This window comes from Bifidobacterium simiiventris (assembly GCF_019331715.1).
Taxonomy (GTDB): domain Bacteria; phylum Actinomycetota; class Actinomycetes; order Actinomycetales; family Bifidobacteriaceae; genus Bifidobacterium; species Bifidobacterium simiiventris.
This window is the reverse complement of the sequence record NZ_JAHBBG010000005.1, coordinates 1-14508: the sequence shown is the minus strand read 5'-3', so window position 1 is coordinate 14508 and position 14508 is coordinate 1. Positions and strand designations below refer to the sequence as shown.

Genomic DNA, 14508 nt, shown 5'->3' with positions numbered 1-14508 from the left:
TACACCCGACCACATCACAACCAAGGAGCCGCGCATGCGATTTCTTCTCAGACGACTGCTGCTGTTTGTCGCGGCGCTGTTCGGCATATCCGTCGTCGTGTTTGCGGCGTTGCGGATTCTGCCGGGCGACGTCGCGTCGGTGATGGCCGGACTCAACTCGCCGGCGTCGCGCGTGGAGGCGCTGCGCGAACAGTTCGGATTGAACCGGCCGCTGACCGTGCAGTATGCCGACTGGATGGGCGGGTTGCTGCGCGGTGATTTCGGCACGTCGATCCTGACCGGACGGTCGGTGACCTCGCTGATCGGCGCACGGGCCGCGATCACGTTTCCGCTGATCGTGCTCGGTCTGCTGATCGCGATGCTGATCGGCATTCCGCTCGGCGTGGCGGCGACGCTGGCCCGCTCGTCGTGGGCGCGGACCGTGTTCCATGTCGTCGGTCTGATCGGCGGCGCGATTCCGGCCCTGTGGGGCGGACTGCTGCTCATCCTGCTGTTCTCGCGCGGCACCGGTCTGATCGGGCTGTTCCCCTCGCAAGGGTTTCCGATGAACGGCTGGGGTGCGCCGGGGGATGCCCTGTGGTCGCTCGTGCTGCCGGCGTTGTCGGTCGGCATCATCGTCGGGGCCGGACTGATGCGGTACACGCGTTCCGCATTGGGCGATATCGCGGCCTCCGGGCATGTCGACATGGCGATGGCGTGCGGCATGACGCGTCGCCAGGCCGTGATCCGCGTCGGACTGCGGCTTGCTACGCCGCAACTCGTGTCGGTGATCGGCCTGACGTTCGCGGAGATGATCACCGGCGTCATGGTCATCGAGAACCTGTTCGCGCTACCCGGCATCGGTTCCGGACTCGTCACCGACGTCGGCAACCGCGATCTGGTCGCCGTGCAAAGCGAACTGTTCATGCTCGCCGCGTTCTTCCTGGCCGTCGGTCTCGTGGTCGACCTTCTGCATCGTGCGCTCGACCCGCGGCTCGCCGCCGCCGGCACCATTTCGGAGGTGATCGCATGATCGCAATCTTTGTTCGGTCATCTCGATCTGGCGTTTCGTCTTTCCTGTCATCTCGACCGAGCGCGGCGAGCGGAGAGATCTCCACACTTCGCAGTGAGGTGATCGCATGATCGTCGTTCGTTCCATGTGGCGACGCGCCGAAGGCAAATTCGCGCTGACCGTGCTCGGCCTATGGTTGCTTGTCGCTCTTGTTTCTCTATTCTGGACGCCGCAGCCGTTGCTTGCGACCGACGGCTACCACGTGTGGGCGAAGCCGTCCGCCGCGCACTGGCTCGGCACCGACGGCACCGGGGCCGACGTGTTGAGCTGGCTGATGGCCGGTTCGCGCACGAACCTGCTCATCGTGATCCTGACGGTATTGTTCGCGGCCGCGCTCGGACTGCTGCTCGTCGCGGCGATGGTCGCGCGGGCCTCCGCGCTCGCCTCCGCATCCGTCGTGATCGTGGACGCACTGATTTCCATACCGACCGTGCTGCTCGCGCTCATCCTCGCCGTGCCGCTTGGTGCGTCGATCGTCGTGATCGTCGTCGCCTGCGGATTCGGGTACGGACTGAATCTCGCGCGAGTCGCCCGTCCCGCCGCACTGCTCGCCGCACGGTCGTCGTACGTCGAATCCGCGTTGTCCAATGGCGCGTCCGGCTGGTGGACGTTCATGCGGCATATCGTGCCGAACACGCTGCCAGTGTTGCTCGTGCAGCTCTCCTTGTCGGCCGGAACGGCGGTATTGGCCGAAAGCGGGCTCACGTATCTGGGCATCGGCGTGCCGAGCGGCGTGCCGAGCTGGGGACATTCGCTCGCCACGTCGGTCAAGTTCATCAACGTGTATCCGCTGACAGTGCTGTGGCCCGGTCTGATCGTCACGGTGGTCGTCGTCGCGCTCAACATCTTCGGCGACGTGCTGCGCGACGCCATCGACCCGTTGACCAATCCCGAACTGCGGAAGGAGAGCGCGCAATGAGCGTTGAGGTTCGAGGATTGAACGTGGCGATCGGAGGGAAGTCCATTGTTCGGGACGTGGACATGGACATCGCCGACGGAGAGCGGGTCGGATTGGTCGGCTCGTCAGGGTCAGGCAAGTCGATGATCTCGCGCGCGATTATGGGGCTGCTGCCGGCGAACGCGACGGTGTCCGGTTCGATTTTGGTCGGCGATCAGCAGATCGTCGGCACGGATGATGCGACGTTGGCCGACCTGCGCGGTCGATATATGGGCATGGTGTTCCAGAATCCGGCCGTCTCACTCAATCCGGTGATGACCGTCGAGCAGCAGATCGCGTTGCCGCTACGACTGCACTACGACCTGACTCGCAGTGAACGGCAGGATCGCGTGCGCGCGATGCTCGGTAAGGTCGGATTGCCGTCTGACGTGATGGGCAAGTATCCGCACGAACTGTCCGGCGGGCAGCAGCAGCGCGTCGGCATCGCGACCGCATTGATCACCTCGCCGCGATTCATCATCGCCGACGAGCCGACCACGGCGCTCGATTCGATCGTCCAACGCCAGATCGTCGACCTGCTCGTCTCGCTGGTCGACGACGCCGGCGCATCCATGCTGTTCATCACCCATGATTTCGCCGTGCTCGCCCACGCCACCACGCGCTGCTACGTGCTCGCCGGCGGTGCGATCGCCGACTCCGGCGACACCGCCGACCTGCTTGCGCATCCATCCACTCCCGAATCCGCCCGCCTCGTCTCCGCCGCCCGCGCCCTCTCCCTGAGCATCAAATGAGGATGACCATCATGAACAAGCCACTCCTCTCCGCCCGCCACATCAATAAATCCTTCGGCCGTCGCAACGCCCGTCGTCAGGTGCTCTTCGACGTATCCGCCGACGTGTATCCGGGCGAGTGCCTCGCCGTCATCGGCGGCTCGGGTTCAGGCAAATCGACGCTGACCCGCATCATGCTTGGCCTTGAATCCGCCGATTCCGGCACCGTCGACTATGCGGGCGGCGGCATCCGTCGCGAATCCGGACTCGTATTCCAGGACCCGTTCTCCTCGCTCGATCCGCGCTGGCGCGTCGCGCGGTCCGTCTCGGAGCCGTTGCTGATCCAACATCGCGATCTGTCTCGCGGCGACATTGAAGCGCGTGCCAACGCGGCGTTGCGCACCGTCGGCCTCGACCCGGCCGTGTTCGCGCGCCGCTATCCGATCGATCTGTCCGGCGGCCAGGCGCAACGCGTCGCCATCGCTCGCGCGATTGTCAACGAGCCGAAGATCATCCTTGCCGACGAACCGATGAGCGCGATCGACGTGACCGCGCGCATCCAGATCCTTGACGCCTTCGCCGTCATCCGTGAAACACATCGTGAAACAGCGATCATCATGGTGTCGCACGATCTCGGCGTCGTCCAGCACATCGCCGACCGCATCCTCGTGCTCCACGGCGGGCGCGTCGAGGAATGTGGGCCGTCCGCTGCAGTGCTCGGTGATCCGCAATCCGACTACACGCGCCAGCTCATCGAAGCCGCGTCGCTGTAGCGCGACACGATCATGTGTGTTATTGACGTTCCGTCCCATTGGTTATATGGTTAGTTACATAAGTAATGAACCAATGAGGTTCATGCGACGCTGGGACGACAACGATCATCACGTCCTGACCGAAGGAGGTGGCCGTAACCCGTGCATTTCGACGATTCCAACGGCGTCCCGCTGTTTCGGCAGGTCGCCGACCAACTCAACGAGGCGATCATCGCCGGCACCTACTGCGACGGCGATCAGGTGCCCAGCACCACGGAAATCTCCTCGGCCTACCGCATCAACCCGGCGACTGTGCTCAAAGGAATGAACCTGCTCGTCGAACAGGGGCTGCTCGAGAAACGCCGCGGACTGGGCATGTTCGTCACCCCAGGTGCTGCCGGGCGGGCGAAAGCCGCCAAACGCGAGGAATTCCTCACCGAACAAGTCGTGCGGTTCGTCGCCGAGGCCAGGCGGCTCGGTATCACCGCAGACGAACTCGTCGCCATCATCGAGAAAGGCTACCGGTCATGAGCCTCACCATCACCAATCTCACCAAAACCTACGGCAACGGCGCCAAACCCGCGCTTGACCATGTCAATCTCACCGTGCAGCCGGTCATCTACGGCTTGTTCGGCCGCAACGGCGCCGGCAAATCCACCCTGCTTGGGCTTATCGCCAATCGTCTGCTGCCGACATCCGGCATGGTCATGCTCGACGGTGCCAACGTTCGCGACAACGAAATCGCGCAGGGCCGCATCTACCTCGTCAACGAAACCCGCCCGTTCCTCTGGCCGGTGCGCCTGAGCGCGATCTTCCGTCGTGAGGAACGCTACTACGGCGGCTTCGACTGGGGATTCTGCTCTCGCATGCTCGCCGAATTCGGCGTCGTGCCGGGCGCGATGTACGGCAACCTGTCGCTCGGCCAGCGGCAGATCGTGCAATTGGTCGCCGCGCTGTGCGTGCCGGTCGACGTGCTGCTGCTCGACGAACCGGTGAGTGGCCTCGACGCGGCCAACCGGCAGCTGTTCTACCGGTTCCTGCTCGAATCGTACGCGGAACGGCCGCGGACCATAGTCATCTCGACGCACGTTATTGACGAGATCGCGCACGTCATCGAACGCGCGATCATTCTCGACCAAGGTCATGTCGTGGATGAATTCGCCGCCGAAGCGGTCGACTCGCGCGCCGCGATGCTGGTGGGCGACGAGAATACGGTGGACGAGTTCATCGCGGACGCCGGACTGGGCGTCGTCGCGAAGGAGCAAATGGGCCGACTGGCCAGCGTGACCGTTCGTGGCGAGATCGACGCGAACGACCTGCCCGAAGGCATCTTCGCCAGCGGACTGAGCTTGCAGGATTACGTCATCGCAGCGACCGGGCAATCGGGCAATGTTGCGGGCGATGCCGCGGCCGACCCGACACCAATGACAACGAACGCAGGGGAGCGGTGAACCATGATCAGACCACAATCGCATCTCAGCCGCCAGTTTGTCGCGATGACGAAACGTTGCGCGATTCTCTATGCGGTGATGCTCGCCATTCCTCTGGCGACGCTCGGCATCTCCGCCTACCGCGTGTATGTGCAGCTCACGGAGTCGGGTTCCGAATCTGCCGCATTTCCCGTGGACGCCGAAGCCCGCATGTTCCCGTTCCTGTTCCTGGTCGGCGTGATCTGGTTCGTCGGATTCTTCGACGTCGAACTGTGCCACGGCGTATCGCGCCGATCGTTCGCGAACGTCGGCATGATCGCGAACGTGACGATCGCCGCCGCGACGACGCTCATCCTCATGCCGGTGCAGTACGCCGGGGCGTTACTGACGCGAACGGTGCGATCCGCGACGGAATCCCAACAGGACGATCTGTTGCGCTCGCCGTTGGGCGTACTGCTGTATCTGCAAGGGGAACGATCCGGGCGATTCCAGTTCGCGGGAACCGATTGTCCGGTCGGAACGTTGGCGAACCGTGCGGTGTGCAGTGAGCCGGTTGCCGTGCCGTTCGATTGGCTGTATATGTCGATGAAGATATTCTCGATGATGCTGATCGTCGCCTCGCTGGGCATGCTGGCAGGCGCGTTGATTGCATGGGCGTTCAACGGCGGCGTGATGCGCTGGGCGGGCGGCTCGCTGCTGCTGATCGCGGTGGTCGCCGTATATACGGTGGCTGGTCCGTGGTGGTATACGGGTGACCAATACGATGGAGCGTTGCCGCGGGCGCTGTACTGGGTGAAGAACCTGCTGTCCGGCAGTGTGATCCGTGACGTGGGCGAGCGGCAGGTCATCTCGTACGTCGCATGGATTCCGTTCGTGTTCTCGCTGCTGCTGTTCGCGGTATGCGCGTTCGCCGTCGACCGGATGACGGCACGACGCGAGATCCGGCCATCCCGTCGGCATCTGATCGGCTGACCGGCGTTGCCGTATGACTCGTTCTTGTTGAGGTACGGCCGTTTCCGAGGTGGAAAATGACCGCACCTCAACAATGGGATGGCGATGATGTTGGGTCGCGGTCGTCTCCAATGCGAAAAACGACCGTAACTCAATGGGAAAACGATGATGTCGAGTCAAGGCCGTTTTGCGGTCCGCCGGAGGCTGCAACTCAATAGGGGGATGGTGGTTATGTTGAGTTACGGCCTTTGGATATGCGTGCCTTGCAGACCGGGCGGGGCGGGCGTCGATGATGGTCAGTTCGCCACGTTGAAGTCGCCGCCGGTGAAGAACGATGCGACCGACTGGACGACCTGCCTGGTAAGGCTCACGTACGCCTCGTCGTTGCGCCACGCCACGTGCGGCGTGAGCACGATGCCCGGCACGGTACGCAACGGATCGTCCATCGGCAGCGGCTCATGATCGAACACGTCCAATGCGGCTTGGATGTCGCCGCGCAGCAGCCGTTCGGTCAGCGCGCCCGGCTCGATGATCTCGGCGCGTGCGGTATTGACGAACAGCGTACCCGAACGCATCCGATCGAGCTGCCGGGCCGTGATGATGCCGGCCGTGGACTCCAGCAACGGCAGATGAAGGCTCACGATGTCCGCGCGTTCCATCAGATCGCCCATGTCGTCGATCGACTCCACGCCGAGTGCGGCCGCCGCGGACGGGTCGACGTGCGAATTCCATACGGCCACATGCATCCCAAACCCGTTGGCGATGCGTGCCACAGTCTGGCCGATGCCTCCGAAACCGACCAATCCCAGCGTCTTGCCATGCAGCGCGTAGCCTTCCGCACCGGTCCAGTCGCCGGAGCGCACCTCGGCGTTCAACCGTCCGGCCTCGCGGGCCAGCTCCAATATCAGTGCGAACGTATGCTCCGCCACCGCATGATCGCCGTAATGCACGATGTTGCACACGCGCACATTGCGCGCGTGGGTCTTCGCCATGTTGATGTAGCTTGCCACGCCGGTGCCGCCGAACGCGAAGCAGTGTACGTGACCGGAACCGCCGTCAAAGCCGCAGAACCGGTCAAGCGTCGCGTCGGGAATGTGGAAGCCAATCACCATCACCGCGTCCGCGTCGGCGGAGCGCCTGAGCAGCGTCTCCTTGTCCGTTGTGCGGTCTGTGTACATGCGCACGCGTGCGATGTCGTGCAGCAGGGGGAGGTTCTTGATGAACGGTTCGATCATCGCCTCGAACACTGTCGGCATCACCGCCAGCGGCAGGTCGGTGCGGTCGGGTTGCGTTTCGATGATCTGCGGCGTGGATTGCTGTTCGCTCATGCCTTCACTGTAATGCGACATATCGAACGGTCATCGGCGCGTCCTGTGGCGAAGATAGTCGCTGCCTAGCTATAATATGAAGCTAACTTCACATGAAGTATGCTTCAGTTTTTATGATCGTACGATGATCGCCGGCGACGTTGCGGGCAGTGCCGCCGCCGGTATGACAAGGAGGTGATGCGGGTCGATGAAGACCAAGGTCCGTGAATACCGGAAGACTGCCGGCATGACGCAACAGGAGCTGGCCGATGCGGTGCATGTGTCGTCCCGTACGATCATCTCGATCGAAAAGGAACAGTACAACCCCTCGCTCATGCTGGCCTACCGGCTGGCGCAGGTGTTCGACACCAGCATCGAGGACCTGTGCATGCTGGCCGAGAACGAGCGCATCGAAGGCGATGACGAATAGAAACGTGGATGGGAAAGATCGGAGGATCGGAATGAAACCGAGAATACGAAGCCGCAAGGCGTTGCGCGGCGCGATCTGCATGGCCTTGGCCTCGCTGCTGCAACTTGGCATGGTGCTGGGAGCGTTTGGCCGTGCCTCATCGCAACGGTATACATGGTCATGGGCATTGGAGATGATCACGCTCGTCATATTCCTTGCCTGTGCCGTCATGTGGCTGTGTGCGGCGTATTCCGAGACTGCGGCCCTTGCTATCGGGGAAAAGCCGCCGGAGGACGAGCGTGACCGGTCGGTGCTGACCAAAGCCAACGCGAAGGCGCTTCAGGTGCTGGAGGCAACGATGCTGTCGGTCGCGATTGTCGTGCTGTTCGTCGGCATCGGACTGGACAATATGATTCTTGCCGTCATCGGATTGACGGTGATCGTGTGCGGATGGGTGGCGCTGGCGTTGCAAATCGGACTGGCATGGTGGTATTTCCGGCATTGACCGCCGCGAGATACCACCGATACCAACGATTTGCGCAGGGTGTCTGATGGCTGGAGATTGGCTGCTGCTGATTTTGATCGGTTGCGGTGGTTGCGGTTGGCCGCAACCAGCCGATCCGGGGCTTGCGTCACCAGTTCGGATTGACGGTCTGCATGGCCACGCCGTCGGTCATGACCTTGAACCCGAACCGTTCGTAGAACGACGCGTTCTTGCTTTCCTCCGGCATGACCTCCACATAGAAGAAGTCTCGGTACTTCTCCTGGATCATGCGCACCATGTGCCCGGCGATGCCGTGTCCCTGGTATTCGGGGTCGACCAGCACATAGTGCATGTAGGCCAGCATCGCGCCGTCGTCCAACGCACGCACCAGACCGACCAGACGGTCGCCGTCCCAAGCCGAGATCACGGTCGAGGAGCCCATCAGCGCCTTGTACAGCTGATCCGGGTATTCGCCGGACACCCAGCCGACGGAACGGAACAGCTGCTGGACCTGATCCTTGGTGAACGTGCGTGCCTCGGTGTATGCAATGGTCATGGCTGATCCCCTTATCGTTAACTCGTGTGGCGTGTTCGGCCAATACTAAGAGGATGGCTTTGCATGTCCGCGGAGCTGTCCGCGATGTGGCGACACGGCGATGGATATATCGGATGCATGGCAGGACGATGATGATGCTTGCCGATGCGCAGGGTATGTTGATGAGACGGTATTCGATCGTGACGGGCGAAAATGAGACGCCGACTTGCATTGAAACACTCATGCCATATAGTGAGCCGTACTTTTGAGCCATACGGCCCGTATATCGAGGGGAGTACAAGCATGGCAACCGCCCAGCTGAATGTGGATGACAGCAAATACACGTTGCCCGTCGTCAAGGCCACCGCAGGTCCGGACGGCATCGTGGTCTCCAAGCTGCGCAACGACGGCTGGGTCACGCTCGACCCCGGATTTCTGACCACCGCGCAGTGCGAATCGAAGATCACGTTCATCGACGGCAACAATTCGATTCTGCGTTACCGAGGCTACCCGATCGAGCAGTTGTGCGACCAGTCCGACTTCCTCGAGGTCGCCTGGCTGCTGCGCCACGGCGAGTTGCCCAGCAAGGAACAGTATGAGAAGTTCGTCTCCGACATCAACCATCGCACGATGGTCGGCGAGGACTTCCGCACGTTCATGGGCTCGTTCCCGCGCACCGCGCATCCGATGAGCGTGCTCGCCTCCGCCATCAACGCGCTCGCCACCTTCTACCCGGACACCACCGACATCACCGACTCCGACCAGCTGGACGAGGCCGCGGTCATCATCATGGCCAAGGTACGCACGATCGTGTCGTACATCTTCCGTCGCCGCCGTGACGAGCCGATGCTCTACCCGGACTACGCCCGCGGCTATGTCGACGACTTCCTGCGCATGTGCTTCGCCGTGCCGTACGAGCCGTTCGAATCCGATCCGCTGTACGTGCACGCGCTCGGCCGACTGCTCATCATCCACGCCGACCATGAGCAGAACTGCTCCACCTCGGTCGTGCGCATCGCCGGATCCGCCCACGCGAACCTGTACTCCGCGGTCGCGGCCGGCGTCAACGCCCTATCCGGTCCGCTGCACGGCGGCGCGAACGAGGCCGTGCTGCGCCAGCTCAAGGCGATCCGCGACTCCGGCAAGTCGGTGCGCGAGTTCGTCGAGGACGCGAAGGCGAACGGCCAGCGCATCTCCGGTCTCGGCCACCGCGTCTACAAGTCGTACGACCCGCGTGCGGCGATCGCCAAGACGTATCTGGAAAAGATCATGGAACGCGAGGACACGTCGAAGCTGCCGGCCGACGAGCGGGCGCTGTTCGATGTGGCCACCGAGCTGGAGGACATCGCGCTGACTGACGAATACTTCGTCTCCCGCCACCTCTACCCGAACGTCGACTTCTACACCGGACTGATCTACCGCGCCATCGGCTTCGACCCGGCCATGTTCACCACGCTGTTCGCGCTTGGCCGCATCCCTGGCTGGATCGCGCAGTACCGCGAGATGCTCGCCGACCCGAACACGAAGATCGGCCGTCCGCGTCAGGTGTACACCGGCGAGACGCTGCGCGACTACGTGCCGCTGGACCAACGCTGACGCTGCGGGCAGGTTTGACCCCGCGCCGTGATACGATGGGCCGCGTTGTCAAGGCAGTGATCCGTTATCAGCGGGGAGCCTTCGGAAGAACGGCGCTCGGTCAATCGATCGGTCGCCCAGTAGACCCGACGGGATCGGCCCGACACAGCCGAACTCAAGCGGTCGCATGCCGTGCGGACCATACGTGGTCCATGCGGAAGGCGACAAGCGAGGTGGTACCGCGGTGAGCAGCGGACGGCGCGCAGCCGGAACCAGCCGATCATCGTCCTCGTAGGCAGGAATGACAGTCGATCGTCATGCCCGGCCGCGAGGCTTCGCGCGTGGTGATCGTCAATCGCTCCTGTAGGACAGAGCAAAACATTGACGAGGAGAACCATGGTGAGCGAAACCACCAATCATGTGTATCCCAAGGCGAACGAAGGCGGCGAAACCGCATCCGTCGCGCCGAACCCGAGCTTCCCGCACATGGAGGAGACCGTCCTCGACTACTGGGACAAGGACGACACCTTCCAGAAGTCGGTCGAACGCCGCCCCTCCGGCGATCACAGCCAGAACGAGTTCGTGTTCTTCGACGGCCCGCCGTTCGCGAACGGCCTGCCGCATTACGGCCACCTGCTGACCGGCTACGCGAAGGACGTGATCCCGCGCTACCAGACCATGAAGGGCCACAAGGTCAACCGCGTGTTCGGTTGGGACACGCACGGCCTGCCCGCCGAACTCGAGGCGCAGAAGGAGCTCGGCATCGACTCGGTCGCCCAGATCGAGGAAATGGGCATCGACAAGTTCAACGACGCCTGCCGCGCCTCCGTCCTCAAGTACACGCGCGAATGGCAGGACTACGTGCACCGTCAGGCCCGCTGGGTCGACTTCGAGCACGGCTACAAGACGCTGAACATCCCGTACATGGAGTCCGTGATGTGGGCGTTCAAGCAGCTCTACGAGAAGGGCCTTGCCTATCAGGGCTACCGCGTGCTGCCGTACTGCCCGAAGGATCAGACGCCGCTGTCGGCGCACGAGCTGCGCATGGACGCCGACGTGTACCAGGATCGTCAGGACACCACCGTCTCCGTCGCCGTCAAGATGCGCGACGAGGACGCCTACGCCGTGTTCTGGACCACCACGCCTTGGACCGTCCCGACCAACTTCGCGATCGTCGTCGGCGCGGACATCGACTACGTCGAGGTCGAGCCGACTGAAGGCAAGTTCGCCGGCAAGAAGTTCTACCTCGGCAAAGCGCTCCTGCCGCACTACACCAAGGAACTCGGCGAGAACTACCAGGTCGTGCGCGAGCTCAAGGGCTCCGAGCTGGCCGGCCGCCGCTACTGGCCTGTCTTCCCGTACTTCGCGGGCGAGAAGGCCGAGACGGAAGGCAACGTGCCCGGTCCGAACGGCTACACGATCTTCACCGCTGACTACGTCGACACCGTCGAGGGCACCGGCCTCGTGCATCAGGCCCCTTACGGCGAGGACGATATGAACACGCTCAACGCCAAGGGCATCAAGAGCACCGACGTGCTCGACAACGGCTGCAACTTCACGTCGCAGTGCCCGGACTACGAGGGCCTGTTCGTGTTCGACGCGAACCTGCCGATCCTGCGCAACCTGCGCGCCGGCGACGGCCCGCTCGCCCAGATCGACGAGGACAAGCGCGCGATCCTCTTCCAGGAGAAGAGCTACGTGCATTCCTACCCGCACTGCTGGCGCTGTGCCACGCCGCTGATCTACAAGCCGGTCAGCTCCTGGTTCGTCTCCGTCACCAAGATCAAGCCGCGTCTGCTCGAACTCAACCAGCAGATCAACTGGATCCCGGAGAACGTCAAGGACGGCCAGTTCGGCAAGTGGCTCGCCAACGCGCGCGATTGGTCGATCTCCCGCAACCGCTTCTGGGGTTCCCCGATCCCGGTGTGGGTGTCCGACGACCCGAAGTACCCGCGCGTCGACGTGTACGGTTCGCTCGAAGAGCTGAAGAACGACTTCGGCGACTACCCGCGCGACAAGGACGGCAACATCAACATGCACCGTCCGTGGATCGACAACCTGACCCGACCGAACCCGGACGATCCGACCGGCAAGAGCCACATGCATCGCATCACCGACGTGCTCGACTGCTGGTTCGAGTCCGGTTCGATGTCGTTCGCGCAGTTCCACTACCCGTTCGAGAACAAGGAGAAGTTCGAACAGCACTTCCCGGCTGACTACATCGTCGAATACATCGGTCAGACCCGTGGCTGGTTCTACCTGCTGCACGTCATGGCGACTGCCCTGTTCGACCGTCCGGCGTTCAAGAACGTGATCTGCCACGGCATCGTGCTCGGCTCCGACGGCCAGAAGATGTCGAAGCACCTGCGTAACTACCCGGACGTCAACGGCGTGTTCGACAAGTACGGTTCCGACGCGATGCGCTGGTTCCTCATGTCCTCGCCGATCCTGCGCGGCGGCAACCTGATCGTCACCGCCGAAGGCATCCGCGACACGGTTCGTCAGGTCATGCTGCCGGTGTGGAGCTCCTACTACTTCTTCACGCTGTATGCCAACGCGGCCAACAAGGGCGCCGGTTTCGACGCCCGTCAGCTCACCGCCGATGAGGTTGCGAACCTGCCGGAGATGGACCGCTACCTGCTGGCCCGCACCCGCCGACTGGTCGAGAAGGTCCAGAAGTCGCTTGACGAGTTCGCGATCTCCGACGCCTGCGACGCGGCCGTCGACTTCATCGACGTGCTCACCAACTGGTACATCCGCAACACCCGCGACCGCTTCTGGAACGAGGACGCGAACGCGTTCAACACGCTGTACACCGTGCTCGAGGTGTTCATGCGCGTGCTCGCCCCGCTCGCCCCGATGGAAGCCGAATCCGTGTGGCGTGGACTGACCGGCGGCGAATCGGTGCATCTGGCCGACTGGCCGTTCCTCGCGGACGAGAAGACCGGCGAGGCGACCGAGCTCGGCCGCGTGCTGGCCGACGATCCGAAGCTGGTCAACGCGATGGAGAAGGTGCGCGAGGTCGTTTCGGGCACGCTGTCGCTGCGCAAGGCGGAGCAGATCCGCGTGCGCCAGCCGCTCGCCAAGCTCACCGTCGTGGTCGAGGACGTGGCCGACGTCGAGGCGTACGCCGAGATCCTCAAGTCCGAGCTGAACGTGAAGGACATCGAGTTCTGCACGATGGAGGACGCCGGCACGAAGGGCCTGAAGATCGTCCACCAGCTCAAGGTGAACGCCCGTGCGGCCGGCCCGCGCCTCGGCAAGCAGGTTCAGTTCGCGATCAAGGCGTCCAAGACGGGTGCCTGGCACGTCGATGCCGCCACCGGCGCCCCGGTGGTCGAGACTCCGAACGGCGAGGTCGCACTGGAGAACGGCGAGTACGAGCTGATCAACCGTGTGGAGGAGGAGAATGCCGCGGAAGCCGCGTCGTCCGTTTCCGCCGCACTGCCGACCGGCGGTTTCGTGATTCTCGACACCGCGCTGAACGACGACCTGATCGCCGAGGGCTACGCCCGCGACGCAATCCGCGCCGTGCAGGACGCCCGTAAGGACGCCGGCCTCGACATCGCCGACCGCATCAGCCTGAAGCTGACCGTGCCGGCCGCCGATGCGCCGAAGGCCGAGCAGTTCCGCGACCTCATCGCGCATGAGACGCTCGCCGAAGCCGGCCTCGAGATCGTGGCCGACGCGGACGCCAAGGAACTGGCCGTCGAGGTCGCCAAGGCGTGATGCCGGATTCCGGTCAGCGTCGAATCTCATAAAAGAGATCCGTCTCACTCAAGGGTGAACCGAATGATTGCGTTCAGTTCACCCTTTGTCGTATTCGGGAGATTGTCTCGCACGCATGAGCCGTCCGCATGAGTTACCTGTTGGTACGAGACACGCCGTGCACTGGTCGATCGGCGTTCATCTTTGGGTTGCTTTCGGGGATTATGCTGAGTGTATCGGCCGTTTTATGACTGTTGCGACACGCCGAAGGATTCGTTATGCCGCAACGGTTTTTGCGACTCTCTCGATTCTCGATTTGCGTATGTGCCGAGGTGTGTGTAAATTAATCACCTGTTGCCGCTCAGCGCGGCGGGTTCTTCTCCTGAAGGTTCGGCCCGCTGACGTGGTGGTGGTTTGAGAACTCAAGAGCGTGTTTGTACTACTTCTTTATAGTCAATGATTGCCAGTTCATTCCTCGCTTCCTGTTTTGGGGAGTCCATGAGAGTGGTTGATGAGGGGTGAGGTTTTTGTGTGGACGTCCTTCCTTATAGGATGTTCCGTCAATTGATGTTTTGAGAGTCATTCAATGGTTCTCTTCACGAGGTTTTTTTGTGGAGGGTTCGATTCTGGCTCAGGAT

General features: G+C 62.7%; 13 protein-coding genes. 11 read left to right on the top strand and 2 right to left on the bottom strand.

All coding sequences use genetic code 11. The annotated features are described in order from the left end of the window. The first annotated feature begins 34 nt into the window (after positions 1-34). The 7 genes from KIH76_RS06555 to KIH76_RS06525 all read left to right on the top strand — a co-directional run bounded on the left by KIH76_RS06555 (position 35) and on the right by KIH76_RS06525 (position 5873). Positions 35-1012 carry an ABC transporter permease gene (locus tag KIH76_RS06555; protein WP_219069928.1) on the top strand — a complete coding sequence of 326 codons (978 nt, stop codon included), beginning with the start codon at positions 35-37 and terminating at the stop codon, positions 1010-1012. Between the two features lie 124 nt (positions 1013-1136). Beyond that, entirely contained in the window at positions 1137-1970 is an 834-nt protein-coding gene (locus KIH76_RS06550; RefSeq protein WP_219070002.1) for an ABC transporter permease, read from the top strand. Further along, positions 1967-2740, top strand: a complete 774-nt coding sequence (locus KIH76_RS06545) for an ABC transporter ATP-binding protein (RefSeq protein ID WP_219069926.1) — start codon at positions 1967-1969, stop codon at positions 2738-2740. Before KIH76_RS06550 ends, KIH76_RS06545 begins: the two co-directional genes overlap by 4 nt. A gap of 11 nt (positions 2741-2751) precedes the next feature. After that, the gene (locus KIH76_RS06540; protein ID WP_420829259.1) at positions 2752-3492 is read left to right on the top strand and encodes an ABC transporter ATP-binding protein; all 741 of its coding nucleotides are present in this window, start codon (positions 2752-2754) and stop codon (positions 3490-3492) included. Between the two features lie 141 nt (positions 3493-3633). Continuing rightward, entirely contained in the window at positions 3634-4002 is a 369-nt protein-coding gene (locus KIH76_RS06535) for a GntR family transcriptional regulator (protein WP_219069924.1), read from the top strand. Then, positions 3999-4922 carry an ATP-binding cassette domain-containing protein gene (locus tag KIH76_RS06530; RefSeq protein ID WP_219069922.1) on the top strand — a complete coding sequence of 308 codons (924 nt, stop codon included), beginning with the start codon at positions 3999-4001 and terminating at the stop codon, positions 4920-4922. Before KIH76_RS06535 ends, KIH76_RS06530 begins: the two co-directional genes overlap by 4 nt. Before the next feature lie 3 nt (positions 4923-4925). Then, entirely contained in the window at positions 4926-5873 is a 948-nt protein-coding gene (locus KIH76_RS06525) for a hypothetical protein (RefSeq protein WP_219069920.1), read from the top strand. Positions 5874-6148: 275 nt separating this feature from the next. On the opposite strand, the gene KIH76_RS06520 is transcribed toward KIH76_RS06525, so the two are convergent. Beyond that, positions 6149-7180, bottom strand: a complete 1032-nt coding sequence (locus tag KIH76_RS06520) for a D-2-hydroxyacid dehydrogenase family protein (RefSeq protein WP_219069918.1) — start codon at positions 7178-7180, stop codon at positions 6149-6151. A gap of 187 nt (positions 7181-7367) precedes the next feature. Between KIH76_RS06520 and KIH76_RS06515 the strand changes: the two genes are divergently transcribed. Both KIH76_RS06515 and KIH76_RS06510 read left to right on the top strand, forming a co-directional pair. Beyond that, the gene (locus KIH76_RS06515) at positions 7368-7589 is read left to right on the top strand and encodes a helix-turn-helix transcriptional regulator (RefSeq protein ID WP_219069916.1); all 222 of its coding nucleotides are present in this window, start codon (positions 7368-7370) and stop codon (positions 7587-7589) included. A 31-nt stretch (positions 7590-7620) separates the two neighbouring features. Next, positions 7621-8073: a DUF2178 domain-containing protein gene (locus KIH76_RS06510; protein ID WP_219069914.1), complete on the top strand. Its 453-nt coding sequence runs from the start codon at positions 7621-7623 to the stop codon at positions 8071-8073. A 127-nt stretch (positions 8074-8200) separates the two neighbouring features. Here KIH76_RS06510 and KIH76_RS06505 read toward each other — a convergent pair whose 3' ends face one another. Continuing rightward, the gene (locus KIH76_RS06505; protein ID WP_219069912.1) at positions 8201-8608 is read right to left on the bottom strand and encodes a GNAT family N-acetyltransferase; all 408 of its coding nucleotides are present in this window, start codon (positions 8606-8608) and stop codon (positions 8201-8203) included. Positions 8609-8890: 282 nt separating this feature from the next. On the opposite strand from KIH76_RS06505, the gene KIH76_RS06500 reads away from it, so the two are divergent. Together KIH76_RS06500 and ileS are read left to right on the top strand one after the other, a co-directional pair. Further along, positions 8891-10183 carry a citrate synthase gene (locus tag KIH76_RS06500; RefSeq protein WP_219069910.1) on the top strand — a complete coding sequence of 431 codons (1293 nt, stop codon included), beginning with the start codon at positions 8891-8893 and terminating at the stop codon, positions 10181-10183. 378 nt (positions 10184-10561) lie between these two features. After that, a complete protein-coding gene (gene ileS, locus KIH76_RS06495) occupies positions 10562-13891 on the top strand; it encodes a mupirocin-resistant isoleucine--tRNA ligase (protein WP_338023613.1) in 3330 nt (1109 codons plus the stop codon). Positions 13892-14508 lie beyond the last annotated feature (617 nt).

Coding starts and splice junctions, on each gene's coding strand:
- KIH76_RS06555 (WP_219069928.1), top strand. CDS start 35: ATGCGATTTCTTCTCAGACGACTGCTGCTGTTTGTCGCGGCGCTGTTC.
- KIH76_RS06550 (WP_219070002.1), top strand. CDS start 1,137: ATGTGGCGACGCGCCGAAGGCAAATTCGCGCTGACCGTGCTCGGCCTA.
- KIH76_RS06545 (WP_219069926.1), top strand. CDS start 1,967: ATGAGCGTTGAGGTTCGAGGATTGAACGTGGCGATCGGAGGGAAGTCC.
- KIH76_RS06540 (WP_420829259.1), top strand. CDS start 2,752: ATGAACAAGCCACTCCTCTCCGCCCGCCACATCAATAAATCCTTCGGC.
- KIH76_RS06530 (WP_219069922.1), top strand. CDS start 3,999: ATGAGCCTCACCATCACCAATCTCACCAAAACCTACGGCAACGGCGCC.
- KIH76_RS06525 (WP_219069920.1), top strand. CDS start 4,926: ATGATCAGACCACAATCGCATCTCAGCCGCCAGTTTGTCGCGATGACG.
- KIH76_RS06520 (WP_219069918.1), bottom strand. CDS start 7,180: ATGAGCGAACAGCAATCCACGCCGCAGATCATCGAAACGCAACCCGAC.
- KIH76_RS06515 (WP_219069916.1), top strand. CDS start 7,368: ATGAAGACCAAGGTCCGTGAATACCGGAAGACTGCCGGCATGACGCAA.
- KIH76_RS06510 (WP_219069914.1), top strand. CDS start 7,621: ATGAAACCGAGAATACGAAGCCGCAAGGCGTTGCGCGGCGCGATCTGC.
- KIH76_RS06505 (WP_219069912.1), bottom strand. CDS start 8,608: ATGACCATTGCATACACCGAGGCACGCACGTTCACCAAGGATCAGGTC.
- KIH76_RS06500 (WP_219069910.1), top strand. CDS start 8,891: ATGGCAACCGCCCAGCTGAATGTGGATGACAGCAAATACACGTTGCCC.